16 protein-coding genes are annotated in these 20,690 nt (G+C 59.6%); 8 read left to right on the top strand and 8 right to left on the bottom strand.

Annotated features, from left to right (window positions below; all coding sequences use genetic code 11):
- Genes nudE through gspN form a run of 3 tightly spaced genes read right to left on the bottom strand, consistent with a single transcriptional unit; the run spans nucleotide 1 to nucleotide 2,116 of the window.
- Complete coding sequence (gene nudE / locus BM338_RS10525; protein ID WP_090450823.1) at nucleotides 1-558, bottom strand: ADP compounds hydrolase NudE; 558 nt, start codon at nucleotides 556-558, stop codon at nucleotides 1-3.
- Nucleotides 558-1,343, bottom strand: a complete 786-nt coding sequence (locus BM338_RS10530) for an inositol monophosphatase family protein (RefSeq protein WP_090450824.1) — start codon at nucleotides 1,341-1,343, stop codon at nucleotides 558-560. The genes nudE and BM338_RS10530 overlap by 1 nt, the downstream gene beginning before the upstream one ends.
- Entirely contained in the window at nucleotides 1,340-2,116 is a 777-nt protein-coding gene (gene gspN, locus BM338_RS10535; protein WP_177229296.1) for a type II secretion system protein N, read from the bottom strand. The genes BM338_RS10530 and gspN overlap by 4 nt, the downstream gene beginning before the upstream one ends.
- Before the next feature lie 200 nt (nucleotides 2,117-2,316).
- On the opposite strand from gspN, the gene BM338_RS10540 reads away from it, so the two are divergent.
- Entirely contained in the window at nucleotides 2,317-3,690 is a 1,374-nt protein-coding gene (locus BM338_RS10540; RefSeq protein ID WP_090450826.1) for an adenosylmethionine--8-amino-7-oxononanoate transaminase, read from the top strand.
- Between the two features lie 269 nt (nucleotides 3,691-3,959).
- On the opposite strand, the gene BM338_RS10545 is transcribed toward BM338_RS10540, so the two are convergent.
- Entirely contained in the window at nucleotides 3,960-4,346 is a 387-nt protein-coding gene (locus BM338_RS10545; protein WP_090450827.1) for a hypothetical protein, read from the bottom strand.
- Nucleotides 4,347-4,494: 148 nt separating this feature from the next.
- Between BM338_RS10545 and BM338_RS10550 the strand changes: the two genes are divergently transcribed.
- Nucleotides 4,495-5,229 carry a 16S rRNA (uracil(1498)-N(3))-methyltransferase gene (locus BM338_RS10550; RefSeq protein WP_090450828.1) on the top strand — a complete coding sequence of 245 codons (735 nt, stop codon included), beginning with the start codon at nucleotides 4,495-4,497 and terminating at the stop codon, nucleotides 5,227-5,229.
- 3 nt (nucleotides 5,230-5,232) lie between these two features.
- Here the strand turns inward: BM338_RS10550 and BM338_RS10555 are convergent, their stop codons facing one another.
- Nucleotides 5,233-6,090, bottom strand: coding sequence for a DNA ligase (locus BM338_RS10555; RefSeq protein WP_090450829.1), 858 nt, complete (start codon nucleotides 6,088-6,090; stop codon nucleotides 5,233-5,235).
- A 648-nt stretch (nucleotides 6,091-6,738) separates the two neighbouring features.
- Here BM338_RS10555 and BM338_RS10560 point away from each other — a divergent pair.
- Nucleotides 6,739-10,173 (top strand): hybrid sensor histidine kinase/response regulator, encoded by a 3,435-nt coding sequence (locus BM338_RS10560; protein ID WP_090450830.1) that lies wholly within the window; start codon nucleotides 6,739-6,741, stop codon nucleotides 10,171-10,173.
- On the opposite strand, the gene BM338_RS10565 is transcribed toward BM338_RS10560, so the two are convergent.
- Entirely contained in the window at nucleotides 10,143-10,892 is a 750-nt protein-coding gene (locus BM338_RS10565; RefSeq protein ID WP_177229297.1) for a response regulator transcription factor, read from the bottom strand. The two genes, BM338_RS10560 and BM338_RS10565, sit on opposite strands and share 31 nt — an antisense overlap.
- A gap of 113 nt (nucleotides 10,893-11,005) precedes the next feature.
- Here BM338_RS10565 and BM338_RS10570 point away from each other — a divergent pair, with 113 nt between their 5' ends.
- From BM338_RS10570 to BM338_RS10595, 5 genes are all read left to right on the top strand, one after another.
- Nucleotides 11,006-11,662 carry a response regulator gene (locus BM338_RS10570; RefSeq protein WP_090450832.1) on the top strand — a complete coding sequence of 219 codons (657 nt, stop codon included), beginning with the start codon at nucleotides 11,006-11,008 and terminating at the stop codon, nucleotides 11,660-11,662.
- A 296-nt stretch (nucleotides 11,663-11,958) separates the two neighbouring features.
- Nucleotides 11,959-12,396, top strand: a complete 438-nt coding sequence (locus tag BM338_RS10575) for a response regulator (protein WP_177229298.1) — start codon at nucleotides 11,959-11,961, stop codon at nucleotides 12,394-12,396.
- A gap of 622 nt (nucleotides 12,397-13,018) precedes the next feature.
- Nucleotides 13,019-13,486 (top strand): hypothetical protein, encoded by a 468-nt coding sequence (locus BM338_RS10585; protein WP_090450835.1) that lies wholly within the window; start codon nucleotides 13,019-13,021, stop codon nucleotides 13,484-13,486.
- A 69-nt stretch (nucleotides 13,487-13,555) separates the two neighbouring features.
- On the top strand, nucleotides 13,556-14,320 hold the full coding sequence (locus tag BM338_RS10590) for a hypothetical protein (protein WP_143109282.1): 765 nt from the start codon (nucleotides 13,556-13,558) through the stop codon (nucleotides 14,318-14,320).
- 315 nt (nucleotides 14,321-14,635) lie between these two features.
- The gene (locus BM338_RS10595) at nucleotides 14,636-15,331 is read left to right on the top strand and encodes a transposase (protein ID WP_090450837.1); all 696 of its coding nucleotides are present in this window, start codon (nucleotides 14,636-14,638) and stop codon (nucleotides 15,329-15,331) included.
- Between the two features lie 199 nt (nucleotides 15,332-15,530).
- Here BM338_RS10595 and BM338_RS21365 read toward each other — a convergent pair whose 3' ends face one another.
- Both BM338_RS21365 and BM338_RS10605 read right to left on the bottom strand, forming a co-directional pair.
- Entirely contained in the window at nucleotides 15,531-16,208 is a 678-nt protein-coding gene (locus BM338_RS21365) for a hypothetical protein (protein WP_143109283.1), read from the bottom strand.
- An 11-nt stretch (nucleotides 16,209-16,219) separates the two neighbouring features.
- Entirely contained in the window at nucleotides 16,220-20,074 is a 3,855-nt protein-coding gene (locus tag BM338_RS10605; protein ID WP_177229299.1) for an RHS repeat-associated core domain-containing protein, read from the bottom strand.
- Nucleotides 20,075-20,690: the final 616 nt, after the last annotated feature.

Here is a 20,690-nt window from a genome sequence, read left to right on the forward strand (position 1 = left end):
TCATGCTGGTTTAAACCGGCCGGCGAGATACTCGCGGGCCATGAACAGCGCGGCGATGGAGCGTCCTTCGGTCACGTCGTCGCGAGCGATCAGTTCATGCAGATCGACCAGCTTCCACGGCACCACGTCCAGCTCTTCCGGCTCATCGCCTTCGAGCCGCTCGGGATACAGATCCTGTGCCAGCACCACATGCGCCATATGCGTCATGTACGAGGGCGACAGCGACAGGTTGTGCAGGATCTTCAGCTGGCGCGCGCCGTAGCCTATCTCTTCCTTCAACTCACGGTCGGCGCCTTGCTCGGCGGTCTCGTCCTGATCCAGCCGCCCCTTGGGCAGACTGAGTTCGTAGCGCCCCACACCGGCCCCGTATTCGCGCACCAGCAGCACGGTTTCGGCGTCCAGCATCGGCACGATGATCACTGCGCCCAGGCCGCCGCCCTTCAGGCGCTCGTAGGTGCGGCGTTCGCCGTTGGAGAACTCCAGATCGATCTGCTCGACATGCAGGAAATGGCTGTCGTGCACATCACGGGTGGCATGGATGATCGGTGGCTTGCGCATCACGGCATTCTAGCGCGCAAGCGGGTCAAGGCCTGGGCATGTATGGCGGGGGTGCCGGCCAGCACACTGGTGGAATCCAGCGTCAGCGCCTGTCCGTCCAGATCGGTAAAGACACCACCGGCCTCACGCACGATCACCGCCAGTGCCGCCACGTCGAGAATATTGACGTCCGACTCGATCACCAGATCCAGCCCGCCCCGCGCCAGCAGGTGGTAATGGCAGAAGTCGCCATAGCCACGGATGCGATTGCTATCGCGGATCAGGGCACCCAGTTCGTCCCAGCGCGCGTCGCGGGTCAACGATTTGATATTGCCGGTGGAGATCGACGCCTGCGCCATCGCCTCGGTCGCTGCTACGCGGACACGCTCACCTTCGTACCAGGTACCGCCGCCCACGCTCGCCCACATTGTTTCACCATAGATCGGCGCGCTCGATACGCCCAGCACCAGCTCGCCCCGCTGCATCAGCGCGATCTGGGTGGAGAAGAACGGCGTGCGGCGCACGAAGCTCTTGGTGCCATCGAGCGGATCGACCAGCCACAGCAGCTCCTGCGTGCCGCCGTCGTGGCCGAACTCCTCGCCATAGATGGCCGCCTCGGGCAACGCCTCGTGCAATACCTTGCGGATCGCCAGCTCAGCCTCACGGTCGGCGACGGTGACCGGTGTGGCATCGCTTTTCAGCTCGACTGCCACGCCGCGGCGCCAGTAATGGCGGATCACTTCACCGGCGGCTTCCGCCGCCTCGCGCGCCGCATGCAGGGCCGTGGACAGATTCAACGAGTTCATTTCTTCCCCTTGGAAGCAGCCGCGATACCGCCGCTGCGTTGAATATGCATGGTGCCATCCGCCCCCAGCTGGCCGAAACCGGCAAGCCATTGGCTCAACGCTGGATCGGGCTGGCGCGGTTTGGCCTTGATGTCGTAGCGCCAGCCAAGCGGACTCAGGTCGAACTGGCCAGCCAGCTGCAGCGGCCCGTTGCCGTCATCCTGCAGCGTGGCCTGAACCACCCCACCCGCGCCTTGCGCCTGCAGCTGCAGGTTGCCGAAGCCGAGAATATGGTCCTGACCCAGTAGGCTGGCTTCGTCCCAATGTGCCCTGGCGTCAAGGTCTAGCGGCCAGCGACCCTGCAGCACCAGCCGCGCCGCGTCGATTTCCAACAAGCCGCGCAAACGGCTGCCGACCGGCAGGAAACGCTCCGACAATGCCACCAGATCGCTTTCGATATGCAGCCCGCTCCATTCCTCCCGCTGCGCATCGAGCTTGTGCATCTGGCCGCGGAAATGCCCCCAGTGGCCATGCAGATCGACGCCCAGCTGCGTGTCGCCCATCAGCGCACGACGGGAAAGCTGCCAGTCGAGCCGGCCCAGGTCACTGCCATCCACCGCGAGCACCTTGTCCGCATGCCCTTCCCAAACGGTGCCGCTCAGCCCCTCCAGGCGCGCGCCATGCAGGCGCGCCTCCAGTTGCGGCCGCACCCAGCTGGCCGGCAGAAAAGCGACCAGTGCCGCCGCGAGCAGCAACAGCACAAACAGGGCCAATACGGTGCGTGACCGGTTCAAACGAATCTCCCAATTAACGGATGTCTCCAGCGCTCGTCATTCCGGCGCAGGCCGGAATCCAGTGAAACATGCGTGCGCAGCACACAAAACCGCATATGAGTGCTTCGCACGGGCTACCTGACTGGATTCCGGCCTGCGCCGGAATGACGAGCGCTGACGGCGGGCTTGGCGCCCCTACGCCGAACAACGATCATAACCGGATGAATCCGAACGAAAGCCGCAACCGCGCCCTCGCCGCGCGCGACCTACGCCACCTGTGGCACCCCTGCACCCAGATGCACGACCACGCCGGCGCGGTGCCGATGCTGCCCATCGTGCGCGGTGAAGGCCCCTGGCTGATCGATGCGGATGGCAAGCGCTATCTGGATGGCATCAGCTCGTGGTGGACCAACTTGTTTGGCCACGCCAATCCGCGCATCGGCGCCGCATTGAAGCAGCAGCTCGACACGCTGGAACACGTGATCTTCGCCGGCTTCACGCATGAGCCCGCGATCGAACTGGCCGAAGAACTGGTGCGGATCACGCCGGCCGGTCTGGACCGCGTATTTCTGGCCGACAACGGCTCGGCCGCGATCGAAGTAGCGCTGAAGATGAGCTTCCACTACTGGCTCAACCAGGGACACCGCGAGAAGACGCGCTTCATCGCACTCACCGGCAGCTATCACGGCGAAACCCTGGGCGCGCTCTCGGTGAGCGACGTAGCGCTGTATCGCAAGACCTATGCGCCACTGCTGCTCACACCTTTTCTCGCACCCTCGCCCGACGCCTACGAAGCCGAACCCGGCGAAAGCCCCGAAGCCTGCGCGCAGCGCCGGCTCGGCGAGCTACGCGTCCTGCTGGAACGCCACGCCCACGAAACCTGCGCGGTGATCGTGGAGCCGCTGGTGCAATGTGCCGGTGGCATGCGCATGTATCACCCGGCGTATCTCACCGGACTGCGCGCGCTCTGCGACGAGTTCAAGGTGCATTTCATCGCCGACGAAATCGCCGTGGGCTTTGGCCGTACCGGCACGCTGTTCGCCTGCGAACAAGCCGGTGTTGCACCTGACTTCATGTGCCTGTCGAAGGGCCTCACCGGCGGCTTCCTGCCGCTGTCTGCTGTGCTCACCACGACGCCGGTGTACGAAGCCTTCTACGCTGAATACAGCGCCGGCAAAGCCTTCCTTCACTCGCATAGCTACACCGGCAACCCCCTCGCCTGCCGCGCTGCGCTCGCCACGCTGGCGATCTTCCGCGATGAGCCGGTGCTGGAACGCAACCGCGTACTTGCCGCGCACCTGGCCTCGCGCCTCGCGCCGCTGCGTGACCATCCGAACGTCGCTGATGTACGACAGACCGGCATGATCGCCGCGGTGGAACTGGTGCAGGACAAGCTGACGCGTCGCCCTTATGCCGCGGATGAGCGTCGCGGCTTGCGTGTGTATCTGCATGGTCTTGAACATGGCGCGCTGCTGCGGCCGCTGGGCAATGTCGTTTACTTCATGCCGCCTTATGTGGTCAGCGAGCAGGAGATTGACTTGCTGGTGGATGTAGCTATTGCAGGTATCGAGCGCGCAGTGGCTGGTTCAAGCTGAAGCTGAGGAAGGGGGATCGCAAGAGCCCACTTTCCCAACCCTCCCCTGCGAGCCCGATTAGCGTCGACTCTCAGCTGTGCGAATTTTGGCTCCCTCCCCTGCTCGCAGGGGAGGGCTGGGGAGGGGTAAGTGCTTGAGAAAGCGTTTCCAGGAGAGGTTTTCGCAAGAGCTCACCCCCTCCCAACCTCCCCCTGCGAGCAGGGGGGAGGAGAAAAGCGCGCGTAGCTGAGAGTCCACGCTAATCAGGCCCTTGCGATAACGCAGACCTCTCAATGCCCGCGCGTCGTAATACTCGGATCCAGCTTCTGCAGCGCAGGCGCTAGATCCCGCTCACCGGTGCGATCCAGATCGTCCTTGGTGTAAACCCGCCCCGCGATCGGCAGGCAATGGCCTTTTTTCGCCTTGATCAAACTGCCGGTCTCGCGAAGGCAGTTGCGCGTATCCGTCTTGGCAGCAGCCTTGCTGTCGGCATCGCTCGCGGCGGTTTTGGCCGGATCGGCCTTGTAAGGACTGGTTTCCAGACCCTCGATGCGATGCGTGCGCGCATCGGTGGTCGGGTTCTGGGCGTTCTGGGCGTTCTGGGTGCTCTGTGCGAAGACTGCAGCGCTACTCAGCGCCAGCAACAGGGAGGTGGCAATAGTGGCTGGTTTCAACATGACGTCGAACCTCGTGGAATGCCGTGGGGGCGGGCACTCAACATGCTGCGCCCGCTCAGGCCTTCCCTGCAACGGCCGGCGCAGGGGAATTCAGCTTCCGCCGCTGCCTCGGCTATCCTGCCAGCCTTTCCTGAATGCCTGAACCCGCATGCGCACCATCCGTATCTACGTCGACCAGCCCCTCGCCTCCGGTCAGGAATTGATCCTGCCCAGCCAGGCCGGCGAACACGTGGCGCGCGTACTGCGCATGGTAGCGGGCGATGAGCTCACTATGTTCAACGGCGACGGCAGCGATTACCTCGCCACCATCGCCGCCGTGGGCAAGCGCGAGGTGAATGTACGCGTGCAATCGGCCCAGCGAGTCGACAACGAATCGCCGCTGCCGATCACTCTCGCCCAAGGCGTCGCCCGTGGCGAAAAGATGGACCTGATCGTGCAGAAGGCCACCGAGCTGGGCGTCGCCCGTATCGTGCCGCTGCTCACCGAACGCTCCGAGGTAAAGCTCGACGCAAACCGGGCCGAAAAACGCCTCGCCCATTGGCGCGCTGTGGCTGCCAGCGCCTGTGAACAATGCGGACGCGCACGCGCGCCCGAGGTGACACCCGCGCAGCCGCTGGAATCCTGGTTGCGCGCACTGGATGACAACGGCGCGCTACGACTGGCCCTGTTGCCTGAAGGCACCACGCAGGCACGCAGCCTGCGTTTTGACGCTGCCGGCGGCATCCTGGTGGTCGGCCCCGAGGGCGGCCTGGGCGAGCGGGACATTTCATCGCTCAACGCCGCCGGCTTCCAAGGTCTGCGTCTGGGCCCGCGCATCCTGCGTACGGAAACGGCAGGCCTTGCTGCGCTAGCCGCTCTGCAAGCGCTGCATGGCGACGTCTAACCGTTATTCCCGGACCCGCAAGAAACTCGCAAAGCGCGGTTTGCCGACCGGCGTCATGCCACGATATCGATAGGTCACCTGGCTGCCGACCGATGGCGGATGCCGACGCTGCTCATCCGTAAATCCCGTGCCAAGACGAAATTGCGTTCCATCAGGCATCTCCACCAACAGCGAACCCATCATCCCGGTGTACTTCCCTTTGCCCTGTAACTGCGCAACAACGCGAGCCTCGGCGTCTTCATACGGCTTTAATTTCAGCAAATCATCGCTGCGGATCGCGCGGTACAGCGACTCCCCGCGATGCAGCACTAAGCCTTCGCCGCCATCTTTAATCACTCGGCGCAGTGCCACTTTGAGCGCGGCCTCGTCGGCAACCTTGTATTGCCGCACTGCCTGCACCCACGGAACCTCCAACCGAGCCACCAGCTGATTGAGCGCTGGAATACGCTCGTCGAATACCCCGGGGTGCCCCGGCAGATCGAAGACCATAAAGCGAATACGCCGCCACGCTGCGTCGTTCGCGGGCTCCTGGCGAATGGTGGCCGATGCGACATCGAACTTCCCTCGCCCCGCCCATAGCTCGCCATCCATCGGCGTCCTCGGCCAATGCGCGGTAAACCACGCAGGCGCGTGAATGATTGCGCCACTGCGTGCAAAAAGCCTCTCACCGTCCCAGTAACCACGCACACCGTCATATTTCTCGCTGACCCAATACGCATCGAGGTCAACGCCGGCGTGATAGACATTCGCCAGCATCACCGGCGCCGCGTTGCTGGCAGCTCTACAGATCGGACTGGCGAGCAGCCCGATTTGTATCAAGAGTGCGCAGAAGATGCGGGCCCATTGAGCGAATCGCTGCATAACACTTCCTTGTCCAGATTCAAGATGACACCGCGCCACGCAGCGCTCATGCAAATAGCCGCTGAGAGATAGGACGCCATCAAGCTCGTCATCCCGGCGAAAGCTGGAATGACGAACTGGAGAGGCCTTTCGAAGTGCCCTAAAGGAACGGAAGCCAAGCGTGCTACCCCAACGATTGGACGTCTGTCAGAAAGTGCCGCCATCGCATGACAGGACGATGCTCCGCCTAAAGCTTTAGCAGCATCTTCGCCACAGGACCCGAAGGTAGCTGCCGCGCGGCGCTATCCGATCTGCGGTGACAGTGGCCGCCGATAACGCGATCGGCACTGGCTGGTAACACCATCATCACCTCGACGAAGAAAGAGCCGGCATTCGCGAGTGCCGGCTTTTTTGCAGGCCTATGCAGCGAAGCCGGAACGTCGCAGCCACCACTTGCCTGCGGATGCGCGATGGGCGGAGCGACTGCGGCGCTCGCCCCCGGCCATCGTCACGATTTCTAAGATTTCTTCGATTGTCCATGACGGTCCGGCATAGAACGATGCCCCGGAAGCGGGAACCGATCGGCGGCCAGTACCTGCCCATAGCAACCATAGCGTCGATCAACGCCGGCGTTGACGGAACCGGCGGCCATCCAACAGGACGTTAGACATGACCGACACGGCTGCGGACGACAGATCCATGGACTCTTTGCGATCGGCCAGTCACAGCCGGTTGGCTTCATTACGAAAACATCATTGCCGTCTTCTTCTCGGTGGCGGCCTGCTTCTCTCCGTTTTGATCATTGCCACCGCGGCGGGAAGTATCTATCTGCAGCTTCAGGACTATCTCGCACAGCAACAGAAAACGTTCAGTGACGGAAAGATCGCTGTCGATACCTACCTGGCTCAACGCGACCGGGGGCTTTCCCGGAGCCTCAACGTTCTGAACATGTTGTGGCGAGAGCGCCATAAGTATCTGACCGATCTCGGACGCCCAATCAAGCCAGTCTTCGAGGCCGCCAGGGAGGAGGTGCTGATCAAAGCCAATGCCTCCTCGATTCCCATCCTGGCACTGGGACATTCCACGATGGATCTTCCTCGCAGCGATCTGAGCGCCTATCTCGGATTGATCTACGAAGCCTCGTCGCATGGGGGAGCCACGGTCACCGAAACGGAATCACCGGGATCGACGACCACTTATGGTTACGAGCCAAGTGGATCGCTGTTCACTTTCACCCGGATCAAGAACGAGCAGCAGTTGCTCTCGACGCTGGGCACATCCAGCCGGGAAGAGGCGTTTTCGCGCCTGATGCTTTCCCCCCAGCGGCTCCACCCCAACGCAACAGGTCCGAACTCCTTTGAGTCCGCGCGCACCGGGCGCATCGTCTCGTTCTACGGCGAAAATCCACTTACCCGCGAACCGTCCATCGTCGGCGTCATGAACCTGATGGATCAAGAAGAAACCTACTATCGCCTAGTCACTTTTGAACCGCTGTGGCGGATCGGGCAGGCCCTGAAGGAGTTCCAAGGCGGCTCCTTCATGATTGTCAGTCAGGACGGAGAGCTGGTTCTTCGCCACATGATCGACGATGCGACCCTGCACGATGCGCTGGGTTTGCTGAAAGCGGATCGTCCCGAGCCCTCGTGGTCAGACACGCCGGTGGTCAAACGATCCGGCGGTACATTTCTCATGGCCATGCCATTGCGTGGCGTCGACTGGACCATCGTCCATACCTTCGATGTGCACGATATCGTGGCCGCGACGGGAGCAAAGCTAGGCTTTATCGCCCTCTCCGCCCTTCTATGCCTCTACGTGCTCTGGATCCTTCTGCGACGTATCGAGCGGCGCGCTTTCAGACCCGCGCTGCACGATGCCATGCGGGTCTATGAGAGTGAGGCACTGAGCCGCACCATCGTGGAGATGTCTCCGATCGGCCTGTGTCTGATTGACCGGCAGTCCGCGCAACCTATCCTTCACAACGATGTCGTCAAGGAATTCGCCGCCGAAGCCAAGAAAGATGGCAAGCACTTCTATGCACGGCTTCTCGCGCAATACCTGCGCGCTGAGTACAACGATTGCTATAGCACGCGAGTGTTCTGTGAATTCCGAACGGAACTCGATATCAACGGGGACACCTCAAGGACACTGCTGATCGCCGCCAGACCTACGATCTTCCGAGGGAAGCACGCATTGCTATGCGCTGTCCGCGACGTCACCGCAACCGCCGAACTCGAAGCCTCCCTGCGTGAGGCCAAGCAGGCCGCGGAGCAGGCGAAATACCACGCCGAATCTGCCAACAAAGCAAAATCCACCTTCGTCGCAACGATCAGCCACGAGATACGTACACCGCTGAGCGGCATCCTTGGCCATCTTGAACTTCTTGCAGGCACCTCGCTCGATACGGCGCAGCATGAACAAATCAGCCGCATCCGCGCTTCCGCGGACATATTGCTGAAAATTATTGGAGACGTTCTTGACTTCTCAAAAATCGAGGCCGATCAGCTTGACCTCCTTCCTTCGCACTTTTCGCTGCGCGCACTGATCGAGGAGTGTGCCCTGCTTTATGCGCCCATGGCCAAGCAGAAGGACATCAAGCTCTTCTACCGGATCGATCGCACCATCGACTCGCATTACGTCGGCGACGCCGTGCGCATCGGACAGGTACTGAACAACCTGCTCAGCAATGCCCTCAAATTCACTGAACATGGCGAAGTCATGCTGAGAGTGACTAGCCAAGCGATAGTCAGTGACGTAACAGAAGCACCGACACGCGTAGTGTTCGAGGTGATCGATTCCGGGATAGGCATCGCCATGAATCAGATCAACAGCCTATTCGAGCCATTTCATCAGGCGAATGCCAGCATATCGGGCCGGTTTGGCGGCACGGGTCTGGGCCTGGCCCTCTGTAAACGGCTGACCATATTGATGGGTGGGCATTTGACGGTGAAGAGCACTCTGGGCGAAGGGGCCACCTTCACCTTCACCATTCCTCTCGTTGAAGCTGGCGAATCGCATCCATGCGGAAAGTCGCGACTGGCTGGAAAACGCATCGCCCTGTCTGTATCCGAGCCGCGCTGGAGTGACGAATTTTCGTCACTCCTTTCGGCTCAAGGCGCAGAAGTGATCTATTTCTCCGCGCAGGATCGATCCCCCTGGTGCGGGGATAGCCCACAGGCGCTTATCTTCTTTGAAGAACCACACGCCACGGATCATGCCAGCGCCAGGCTGTGGATCGCCGAAGGAGCGCAGGTGATCTCGGTTTCCCGGGAAGGTCCGCTGCTTCCTAGGCAGGAGCACGGTGCATGGTGCGTCTCGTATTACGCCAGTGAAGCATTGATGGAGGTGCTGGAGGGAAAACATCAGCAAGGCATGTTGTCCTCCGCCATGCACACGGCAGACGCACCGTACGCCCCGTTGTCCAACCGAAGGATTCTTGTCGTGGATGACAACGCCTATGGCCGCGAATTGCTTCGCCAACAGCTGGAGGTGCTGGGTTGTATGGCGGACACCGCCAATGGCGGCGCGGAAGCCATCGTCATGTGGAAACAGCATGCCTACGCGGCGCTGCTGACCGACATCCATATGCCAGGCATGGACGGATACGAGCTAGCCGAGAAAGTGAGGAAGGAAGGCGCCGAGATCCCCATCATCGCCCTAACCGCGGGAGCCCAGGCCAAGGACTGGAAGCGTAGCGTGGATGTCGGCATCACCGAGCTGATCCTCAAACCCATAACGCTGGAGCAACTCGATCGCCTGCTCCGTTCACACCTTGAGCCCGAGCCAAGGCTGCTGGATTTCAAGCACGAGAATGCGGCCTCCACGAAACTGATGGAGCTCTTCGTCAGCTCGATCGATGAAGACTTTGCCCAGCTCCTCCAGGCCGCGGCATCCAGCCAGCAAAGCGTCGCGCTACAGCGACTGCATACGCTTAAGGGAGTTTTTGCCATGGCCAACGAACCCACCTTCGCCGCCACTTGCCAGCGCCTGGAAGAAAGCATCGGAAGTCGCGGCCTTGATGGCCTCGACCAGGATTGGCAGGACTTGCAACTAGGTATAGACGAACTGCTGCGCACTTATCGCGAAAGATTCACTCCGTCAGCTTGATCCGTGCCCGGGTCGTCGCTGACTGAAATAACGGCCTCCTGCACGGCAAGATGGCCTTCCCTGGCGGCTTGCGACGCCAAGATCAAACCGTGAGCCATGGCAAATCGATAGAGGTCGGCATCCCCTCGCAGGCCTAGCTTCTTCATGGCCGATATCTTTTGCGCATTCGTCGTCTTATGACTCCGACCGATACGTTCCGCGATCTGGGAGGACGAAAAACCCTCCGCAAACAGACGCACAATTTCGGCCTCGCGCTTGGTAAGACATCCAAGGCTCGTCGAACTATTTCCCTCAAGATCCCGCGCGATAAGCATCGCCCTCACCTTCGGCGAAAAATAGGATCTTTCCTGCATCGCCTCACGGATGGCGGAACCGATATGGTCAGGAGGGTCGGATTTGGCCACCAGGTTGGCGTGACCCGCCTTTCGGATACGCTCAAACGTGTGCCCGTTCTCCACTCCCGTCAGCAACACGGTCTTCAACGAGTCATACCGTCGATCTAAAAGACCAAGAAGGAGTAGACCATCGCTGTATCGATCGTCTGGCATGGAGTAATCAATGACCGCGACATCACAAGGCACGCTATCAAGCAGCGCTATCAGATCACCCGGACTCGCCGCTGTGCCAACCACCTCGAAGTCCGGCGTGGACTCCAGATATTGGGCCAACGCTGTCCTGATCACTACATGGTCATCCGCGACCACCACCCGAATCGTCAAACGCCACCTTCCTTGTCGACACGCCACATACGCCATGCTGTCGAACGAAGCACAACGCGGCGCCTTCATGGCCATGTATGCAAGCATCGTAAAGCAATGCGGGCGAGCTGCTTATGAGCCGTGATCGAATACGCGTTCTCGTCGCCGACGATCATCCCTTTGTCCATGAGGGCGTAAGACTGGCCCTTCAGACTGATACTTCGATCGACATGATCGGGACGGCCAAAGACTCATCCGATCTTCTCCGGCGCCTTTCGAACGAAGTCTGTCACGTCGTGGTTTGCGACTACGCCATGCCAGGCGGACATCATGGTGACGGTGTGACTCTCCTCCGCCTGTTGGTGGAACGACATCCTGAAACAGCCGTCGTCATACTCACCGCACTCGACAGGCGACCCATCATCGGTGCCATTCTCGGTCTCGGCATTCAGTGCATCGTGAGCAAGGCTGATGACCTCAAGCATGTGCGATCGGCGGTGCATGCGGCCCATGAAACGCAGCGATACCTCTCCCCAACGATCGCCGCCGCCATGGCTGCTTACCTCCCCTTATCCACCCACACCGCACTTAGCCCACGCGAACGGCAAGTGATCTCGCTACTCCTGCAAGGTGTTTCTGTGGGAGATATCGCCACACGCCTTGGCCGGTCGCTTTCTACCATCGGCACGCAAAAAGCCAATGCGTTGCTGAAGTTGGGACTGACCAACGATGCCGATCTCTTCCGATATGCCGCGGATAGCGGGCTACTGAATCTGCTAGCCACTCACTGAGCCGAGCAATACCCCGCGCACACTCCCACCCTCCCGATCGAATCATCGGGAGGGTGGGAATACGTATGCCTTCGTTGATGGCGTTGTTATCTCCGCGCGCGATTCGACCTGGGTCAATTCAACATGGGGCGAATCGAAATTAAGAAGTCATCGATAGCTGACTATCGATAGCCAGTGCTCCAATGCACTTGCCATCAGCGGGCAATGGACATCACCGCTTCCGGCGATCAACCACAACGGCATCACGCTCGTGTCGCAGCGAATCGGTATGCGCCGCCCAAACAGAGCAGGCACCGATGACCACGACACGTCGCGGGATGAAGGAGAAGCGCAACATGAATCTTCGAATTGTCATTGCAGACGATCATCGCGCCGTACTGCTCGGCGCACGCATCGTGATGGAAAGGGCAGGCATAACCGTCGTCGGACAATCCGACAACGCGGACGATCTGGAGCGCACGCTATCGGAGCACAAGTGCGACGTTCTGCTGACCGATTACGAAATGCCGAGCAAAAAATTCAGAGGCGGCCTAGACATGCTCATCAGCATCCGCCGTCATTTTCCGGCACTGCCTATCGTCGTGGCCACAGGCATGCTGCCCAACGCCTTTCCCGTCGCACTGCTTTCCATCGGCGTTCTTGGCTTCGTCCACAAGACCGCACCGTGCTGCGCGTGGGTCGCCGCAGTCCAGCAGGTGGCATCGGGTCGCATTTACACAAGTGCGCCCATGTAGGGGTGGGCACGTGCTACGGGCGTACGCCTTCTGGCCGATGCCTTCCATTCATCGCAACGTGATCACTAGCAGCTTCCTGCCAAACATGACGGAGATACACCTCATGATTTATCTAGCCCATCCCTTGTTCCTCGCCATCTTTCCGCTAGCCACGTTGGCCGGAACGGGCACTCAGGTCCAGGTCCTTGCAGCAGCGAGCGCTCGCGACAACCCACACTCGGACAGTGCCATCCCCATTCACACCAGCAACAAACGCATGAGGCATGCAACAACCAGAACTCATGCTCATCACGTTCCGCGCCCGCCCCAGGCCAGAGCCATCCTGAGCACCAGCCAACGCTCAAGCTTCACCGTACAAACCGAGGCTGACCAGCCTCGCTCCAGCGTCGCCACCCCCACGCGCAAATACCTGCCAACGATCATAGCCACACCGGCCGACGACTAAGCAAGCGCACGCATCGGGACTGCCAGCAACACGCATCTCGCACAGTAGGCACATCCACAAACTCGCGGTTGCACACGCAGCGTGCAAATGAACGCCCGCCTGCATGCCCCCGCGGCTACTTTCTCCAAAGCATGTGGTGACAAAGCGCAGCGTCCAACGATGAAGGATCACTCACCTATGAACGTCAATCGCATGCTGCTTGTTCTGCTCTGGATGATCGCGTGCAGTTCGTTGCTGATGGCCGCCATGCTCAACCAGCTGTTGTGGGCCGGCACGAAGCCTTATGTCGAGGGACTGACCGTCTACGCGCTAGGGACGACGCTGCTTTTCTTCGAGCATCGACATACCGTCTCCCGCGCGCACTACGTGACAGCACTCATCCTGTCGGCAGTGGCATGCCTGTCTGGACTCGGCCTCCATCTCTTCAGCCTAATTCCACCACTACCCATGCTGCCCCCTGTGCTGCTCGCTCACCTTTTAAGTGGCCTATGGGCCTTGCTCGCCACCTGGCTTTTCCTCGTGGTGAGAAAACGCAGCACGGCCGGCCCATGGGTAAAGGGCTATGCCTACCTCTCCGTAGGCATGTCCAGCACGGGATTGCTGATGACACTGGCCACGGGCAGCCAGCCCTTGCCCGGCGGATGAGGCACGCGAGTCGCAAGCCTGGAAGCCCAGCCGCTCAAGCCTCAACGCTCAAGCCCAAGGAGAATGCATATGAAACGGATGAAATATGTCGCCTCCGACCACAAGACACGCCCCATCTTTTCTTGCCTCCTTTCGCTCATCACGACCTCCGGATGGGTCCGAACCATGCTGGTCGGCCTTGGTATGGCGGCAGGCCTGCTTCCCATCACCAGTACCGCTCAGGATCAGACCAGCGTACATGTGGATGGCGTGAGCATCGTGTACATCGGGGCGCTGACCGAAGAGGCCAATGAACAGGCCTATGCCTTGCTCACACCATCCATCACTACACTCAAGATCGACAGTGAGGGCGGCGATGTCCGTCTCGGCATGGACTTGGGTGACTGGATCCAGCAATACAAACTGGATGTCGAGGTTCTCGGCCTCTGCTTCTCGTCTTGCGCCAACTACATCTTTCCATCGGGAAATACCAAGATCCTCGGCCTCCGCAACATCGTGGGCTGGCACGGCGGCGCCACGGAAAAACCATCGCTAGAGTTCGCAGAGCAGTTGCTCAAGTTCAAACCAGATCAGTTGGTCGGTGTCATTCAGTACCTGAACAATCAGCTCGTTCGCGAAACACTGTTCTTCAACCGAATCAAAGTCGATCAAGCGCTGACCGTCCATGGTCAACAAGCCAAATACAAGTCGCAGGCGGAAGGATGCAAAGGATGGTCCTACTCGCTCAATGTCATGCGCGCCTTCGGCATCCGGAACATTGCGCTCAAGAACGGCGCGTGGTCGCCTCGCAACACATACAAAGGCGGATGTCTGTTCAGCATAACGTCCACGTAGCGCCCTGAATCAATCGGGTTTCGTAAATGCCCGGGAGCCATGCTGGTCACACCAGCAGGCCAGAGTTCAGCCCAACCGACCTAGACCTTTCCTGATGCACATGTCCTGCGTGACGGTGAGCTGTGTCCTGGAAAAACCTGCTGAACAGCGGGCTTGGGAGTGGGCTGGTAACAAACGCCGCATCCAACACGAAAGAAAGAAAACCAGGAAAACCAGGGTCAGAGTGCAGTTCCGTCATGCGGTGGCGGCGCTTGCCGACAGACGCCCAATCATCGTAGCGGCACGCTTGCCTTCTGTTTCGCGAACCCACGCACCATGCCACGCCAGCCTCGTCTCGATCTTGCCAATGTTCCGCAACACGTCATTCAGCGTGGCAATGATCGGCAACCATGTTTCTTCACTGAGGCCGACTATCTTCGCTATCTCAGCGACCTGCGCGAGATCAGTTTGCGCGAAGGCTGCTCTGTGCATGCCTATGTACTGATGACTAATCATGTGCACCTTCTGATGACACCGTCCTCCATTGGATGGGTAGCGCGTGTCATGCAAGCGTTGGGGCGACGCCACGTGCGCTACGTCAATGATCGCTATCGCCGGACTGGCACTCTGTGGGAGGGGCGCTACAAGGCCTGCTTGGTGGACAGCGAAATCCATCTTCTGCGCTGCTATCGCTACATCGAGTTGAACCCAGTCCGCGCGCGAATGGTTGCAGACGCAAGCGATTATCCGTGGTCGAGTTACGCCAGCAACGCGTTCGGCTCGGCCAATCGGCTAATTCGACCACATGCGTCTTACCTCTCGCTCGGCACCCATCCGCACGAGCGATGTGAAGCCTATCGGGCCCTGGTCATGCAGACCATCGCCCCGGAGGAACTCGACGGCATTCGCCAGCACCTTCAACGCCAACACGCACTCGGATCCGACCGGTTCCGAATGAAGATCGAAGCGCTGCTGGAGCGACGCGCAGGACCCGCGAAGATCGGCAGGCCCAGAAAGTCAGACCAGCCTTGAAAGTCCAACCTGACCCCTGTTTTGAACCACCCCTGTTTTGAGGGCGGAGTGCACCTCTGTCAAAAGCCTCTCTTGCGTGTTGGCTGATTGGCTTCGAAAGTTCAACCTGACCCGTGTTTTCGACCCGTGTTTTCGCATTGAAAGTCCAATCTCCCCCTGTTTTGGCAACGGCACAACGGCGGCCGATTCGCTTATGTAGTTAGTGAGATCTCTTGCAACGCCAATGATCAAGCGTGGACATGACCGCCGCATCAATGGTCTTCACGTCCAACGGTATTCGCTTGTCAGATTCAAACGAGTACTCCAACGCGTAATCCGCGGCCAGTACTGATCGTTCGCACATCACGGTCTCTCGCTTATCTGCAGCGCTAGTCGTGGCAACACTCTCGCTATGACACGCCGCCAAGACAACATCGTCATCTTCCAGGCGTGGGGCACTTTCGTCCGTCAGAGGTTTTGCTTTGACCCAAATAAACCAGTCGCGCCATAGCTTCTGATCTTGAACAACGACCACGGTGCCGTTGGCGGCAGCCTTGATCTCCGCATGAGGAGACAAAGCGACCATTTTATAGAGCGTCCCCTTATCTATATCACGCCATTTTTTTGATCTAAACGTCGATCTTGGTTGGACGCTTCCATCAAGGACCGATTTAGGCATTTCACAGCCAACCTCGGCGTGGCCAGAAGCTCTCCAACACCCCGCAAATGCGAATCCTTCTGGGGTGCCTGGCTTGTTCTCAGGTACCCACGGTATGTCGGCAATGGTACTTCCAGCAGGCACGCAAAAATTGCTTGATGCACCTTCCAGATAGTGGTTTTCGGTTGCGGAACAAGCCGTTGCTATTAGCAAGGCGTAGCATACAAATAATTTCTTCATCTTAAGGCTCCTTATTGTTTGCACGCAGGCGCGTCACACCATTCGTACCGGTCGCCGAAAAACTCGGAGATCGCTGCCCCGCGCCATTTGTCCCATGTATCTCCCCCGAAGACGTCTTCTGAAGCGCCGTGCCTTGCAAAAACACGATGGTGAAAGCGGCTGATATCCCCTTTGTCCACCATCAGCGGATGGTTCTCAGATGCCTCTACAAGACCAGCAACACGTTCTTTTGCAAGATCCTGTCGAATCCCATCCATCGCTTCGTCAACAATGGCTTGGGAAAGATTGCATGGCATAGGGGGTAGATGCGAACGAATCGAGCGCTCAAGCTTGTAATTTGTGATGTGAGTCAACGGACCTCTAATGCCTGGCACATTCGCATTTGCAGCAACTTCACCGGCTCGACACGCATATGGGTCACCACCGGCACATGCCGCTCGGTAGTAGGAGCGATAGTCGCCAGCCGCCGCAAACGCTACTTCCTGTGGAGTGTTCCAGCATCCTCTAACGTTGCAAGCGAGTCCAAGCGGATCTATGCCAGTCAGGGGCGTATTTGCAACGTATGCATAAGTGCTTAGCCCACCGCCGAGCCCTGTTGGATCGCTCTGTGGTGATCGGCCGGTTGCCGCGTCGTAGCTCCTGAAGCCCCAATTTGCCAATTTTGACTCGGCATCGTAGTACTGGCCTGGGAGCCGCAGATTGAACACGTAGCCACCACTCGACGTCGGCTGCTGCTCCCCAAACGGATTGCCCTGATAGCTCCACTGCCAGAGGCTAGCTCCCGTACTGTCCGTAATCGCACGCGGTGTGCCGAACTCATCCGCATGGATGTAGTTCACAGTGCTCGTGGTGCTGTTGATATCCACCACGGCAATGGGCAGGGTTCCTAGCCAGATGTAGTCGCGATTGGTCGTGCCGTATTCGCCGATCAACTGACTATTCTCGTCATAGGCAAATCGCTGACTGATGGCCTGCGGGAACGTCACGTTCTTGGTGATGCGCTGCCCTATCGCGTTGTAGCTGTAAATGGCGACGGTCTGACCATTCCGCTGCACCACTGTCATGCGGTTATGACCGTTGTAACCGTAGCCGAAAGTTTCGCCTCCCGTTGCATTACCCGTGGTGTTGCCATTGGCGTCATAGGTCCGCGCGTCGCTACCAATGCTGGTCAGCCAATGCATGCCACTCTGGTAGCCGTAGCTACCCGTCGCCAATCCACTCGCCGTCTTGCTCAATCGATCCCCGGTCTTACTGTAGGTGTAGCTCTCATTGTTGGGGCCGGTGACACCGGTGAGCCGATAAAGCGCGTCGTAGCTGTAGGTCTCGATCGCTGGGTTGGCACCTGATGCATTGCCCAACGCCGTGGGGTTGCCCATCGCGCCGCGGGCGAAGTGCAGATTGAGCGCAGGGCTTACGACGTCGGTGAGGGCGTAATTGGCGTCGTAACTGCGCGTAACCGTCTGACCATTACCTAGGGTGTAGCTGGTGATCGGACCGAACGGCAAATACGTGATGTTGCTGACGACATTGCCGGCCGAAGTGCCCGGCGGAGTGACTGTTACGGTGGTGACCCGTCCTGCGCCATCCCGCGTGTACCGCGTCGTGGTCGTGCTCGGATTGATGACGCTGCTGAGACGATCAGCCAAGGTGTAGCTGTACTGAGTCACATCGATCTGCGTGGACTGCCCTTGGCGCTTCAGGGTGACATTGCCACGCGCGTCGTAGCAGTAGACGGTGCTGACAGCGGTCTCGATCACGCGGGTGAGGCGGCCCACCGGCGTGGAGCCGACGCAGCCGGTGACGGTGTCGGACTCGTCGTAGTGGTAGGCCACGTTGAGCGTGGTGTCGGCGTAGCTCACCGCGGTGAGGCGGTTGAGGGCGTCGTAGGTGCTGGTGCTGACGGTGCCCTTGGCGTCGGTGGTCTGGGTGCGGTTGCCGGCGGCGTCATAGACCACCTGCGTGGTGCCGGTGTCCGGGCTGTGCACGGCGGTGGCGTTGCCCAGGCCGTCGTAGTCGTAGGTAGTGTTGAGGCCATCCGGATCGCCCACGCCCAGCAGCTGGTCGCGCGCGTCGTAGGCGAACACGCTCTGGGTGTTCTGGGTGGCGGTATCGGTGCCGTTGTAGTTATCCAGCGTGCTGACCAGGCGGTTGAGGCCGTCGTAGCCCTGCTTGCGCTGGATGCCCAGCGCATCGGCGCTGCGCACCAGGTTGCCGTTGGCGTCGTAGCTGTCGGTGAAGCTGGCATCGAACACCGTGCGGCTCAGACCATCCTTGATGCCGGTGAGCTGGCCCAGGGTGTTGTAGGTGCGGGCCAGCGAGCGGCGCAGCGTGCCGCCGGTGTCGAAGGTTTCTTCCTTGGTTTTGTTGCCGGCCGCATCGAGGGTGTAGTGGATGCGGTTGCCCAGGGCGTCGGTGATGTCGGTGAGGCGGTGGGCCGCATCATAGGTGTAGCTGACGAATACACCATCGGGGTCGGTGACTTTGCTGACGTTGCCGGTGGGGTCGTAGGCGATTTGTGTCACCGCGTCACTGGCTGAGGCAGAACCATCGGCGTTGGCGCGCACGGTGCGGGTAAGCAGCCAGCCGCGCGGGTGATAAGTGAAGTCATAGAGGATGCCGTTGGCATCGCTCTGGCGTGTCACGCGGCCGTTCTTGTCGTAAGCAGCATAAGTGGTGGCATGACCCAGCGCATCGGTGACCTGATAGAGGTCACCAGCACGATGGCATACATCACCGGCCGTACCGCAACCGGATTCGTCGGTAGTGAGGTAGTAGCTGTAATGCGTGGTGCTGGTGAGATCGGTACGCGGGCCGGTGGTGCTCAACAACAAGCCAACCAGTGGGCACTGCGTGCTATCGACGGCGTCGCAATAGCTATAGGTGCTACGGCGAACACCCACAGGTGGGTTACCCGCCGCGACGCAGGTGTAACTCCCTGCCTGAACTGGGTCGATATCACACCGTGCAAGCGGCTGCCCTTTGGCGTTGTAAATCCAGCCAGATCGATTGACGACTACACTCTGCGCGTTCTTGGTGTCTCGCTGCAAAGGAACTCGCAGGGTGACATCCCAGACGGTGTCAATCGTGCGCTGCTCCGTCGCACCCTGCGCCTCAACCTTATGGGTCAGTAAGCCATTGGCATCATAGGTCGTAGCCGTTATGTGGCCATTCGCATCAATCGTGGATGAAAGCCGGCCATTGGCATCGTAGGTGTATGACGTGGCTTGCGTTTGGCAGCCGGCACATGTCCTGGACACCACCGATGGCTTACTGATGCCATACATGTAGATGAGCGACGTCGTCTCGACCGCTCCCAGCGCATCGGTGATCGAGTAAGTGTCGCCGGGCACACCGTTAACTGAGTAACTGAAGCCGGTGGCGTCGATACCGTCGGGTCCGGATGTGGCCGCAACGGCACCCCACCAAGTGGTGTAACGCGTCGTATCAATGCGTGTACCGGCTTCATCTACTACGCCAGTTTGATCGTTCGGACCCGCGAGATTGGTAGTGCCGTTGTTCTCACCGTAAATGAAATGCCTGACATAGGTATCGGGGAAAGCGATATCCGTCAGATTGTTGTTGGCGTCATAAGCAAACTGATAAACCCCTCCGCTAGGATCTTGCAGACTCTGGACTCGTCCTTTGGCGTCATAGGAGAAAAGAACGGCCCGTCCTTGCGGATCGGCCACCGAAGTGAGCCGACCGACCACATCGTAGGTGAGGCTCTGTGTCTGGCCATCGCGGCGCTCAAGCGACATAAGATGTCCCGCACTGTCGTAGTGCTCTTTTTGCCCATCCGATGTGGTGTAGACCCAACTCGTGATCGCGCCCGTCGTGTCGTAGGCTGCCGCGAGCCGGTCTGACACGTCCGGATCGCCCACCCAGGCGTCGCTCTGTCGATCAAAGCCATAGAGCTTCCCGTCCGGGCGCAGCACATAGGCAGAGGTGAGAACGCTATTGCTCGCCAGCGTGATTTTTGTTTGGTAATTGTGATTACGGCGAGCACCAAAGATAAGTTCATTGGGTGCCAGTACCGGGGAGTTGGCGTATGCATTGTTGTAGGAGAGTTCAAGGGCTACCGGGAAGCTGCCCTGCCCCTTATAAACAGAGGTGACCTCGAATTTATTGCCGGTCGATGGATCGACTGGGTCGCCCCTCAGTTGGCAGGGGCAGCTGGGGAATCCTCGACTCTTATTCGGGTCGATAGCCTGATCGGGGCAGCGGCTGTTAGGGAATTCATCAGGGGAGTAAGCACTGCGATTGGGATCACCACAGTTAGCAAACCGCCGAGCCCCTGCCGGGTATGTAGTAGGCCCCCAAAGAGCACATGAATCGTAGTTATAAAAATCCATGTTGGCCTGATAAAGAGTGCCATCTTCATATCCATCCGCATGCACTCCTTGCACGCCAGTTAGCCGATAGGCCAAATTTCCGTTAGCACAGCGATCAGCCCGCGCGTTCCACTCAACAGCGAACGCATCA

The sequence above is a fragment of the Dyella sp. OK004 genome (assembly GCF_900114495.1).
Classification (GTDB): Bacteria; Pseudomonadota; Gammaproteobacteria; order Xanthomonadales; family Rhodanobacteraceae; genus Dyella_D.

What these genes read in the sequence shown, in the direction of transcription:
- BM338_RS10570 (WP_090450832.1), top strand. Translation starts at nt 11,006, where the DNA reads ATGAGCCGTGATCGAATACGCGTTCTCGTCGCCGACGATCATCCCTTT.
- BM338_RS10575 (WP_177229298.1), top strand. Translation starts at nt 11,959, where the DNA reads ATGACCACGACACGTCGCGGGATGAAGGAGAAGCGCAACATGAATCTT.
- BM338_RS10590 (WP_143109282.1), top strand. Translation starts at nt 13,556, where the DNA reads ATGAAACGGATGAAATATGTCGCCTCCGACCACAAGACACGCCCCATC.
- BM338_RS10595 (WP_090450837.1), top strand. Translation starts at nt 14,636, where the DNA reads ATGCCACGCCAGCCTCGTCTCGATCTTGCCAATGTTCCGCAACACGTC.
- BM338_RS10550 (WP_090450828.1), top strand. Translation starts at nt 4,495, where the DNA reads ATGCGCACCATCCGTATCTACGTCGACCAGCCCCTCGCCTCCGGTCAG.
- BM338_RS10545 (WP_090450827.1), bottom strand. Translation starts at nt 4,346, where the DNA reads ATGTTGAAACCAGCCACTATTGCCACCTCCCTGTTGCTGGCGCTGAGT.
- BM338_RS10555 (WP_090450829.1), bottom strand. Translation starts at nt 6,090, where the DNA reads ATGCAGCGATTCGCTCAATGGGCCCGCATCTTCTGCGCACTCTTGATA.
- BM338_RS21365 (WP_143109283.1), bottom strand. Translation starts at nt 16,208, where the DNA reads ATGAAGAAATTATTTGTATGCTACGCCTTGCTAATAGCAACGGCTTGT.
- BM338_RS10530 (WP_090450824.1), bottom strand. Translation starts at nt 1,343, where the DNA reads ATGAACTCGTTGAATCTGTCCACGGCCCTGCATGCGGCGCGCGAGGCG.
- BM338_RS10540 (WP_090450826.1), top strand. Translation starts at nt 2,317, where the DNA reads ATGAATCCGAACGAAAGCCGCAACCGCGCCCTCGCCGCGCGCGACCTA.
- BM338_RS10585 (WP_090450835.1), top strand. Translation starts at nt 13,019, where the DNA reads ATGAACGTCAATCGCATGCTGCTTGTTCTGCTCTGGATGATCGCGTGC.
- BM338_RS10560 (WP_090450830.1), top strand. Translation starts at nt 6,739, where the DNA reads ATGACCGACACGGCTGCGGACGACAGATCCATGGACTCTTTGCGATCG.
- nudE (WP_090450823.1), bottom strand. Translation starts at nt 558, where the DNA reads ATGCGCAAGCCACCGATCATCCATGCCACCCGTGATGTGCACGACAGC.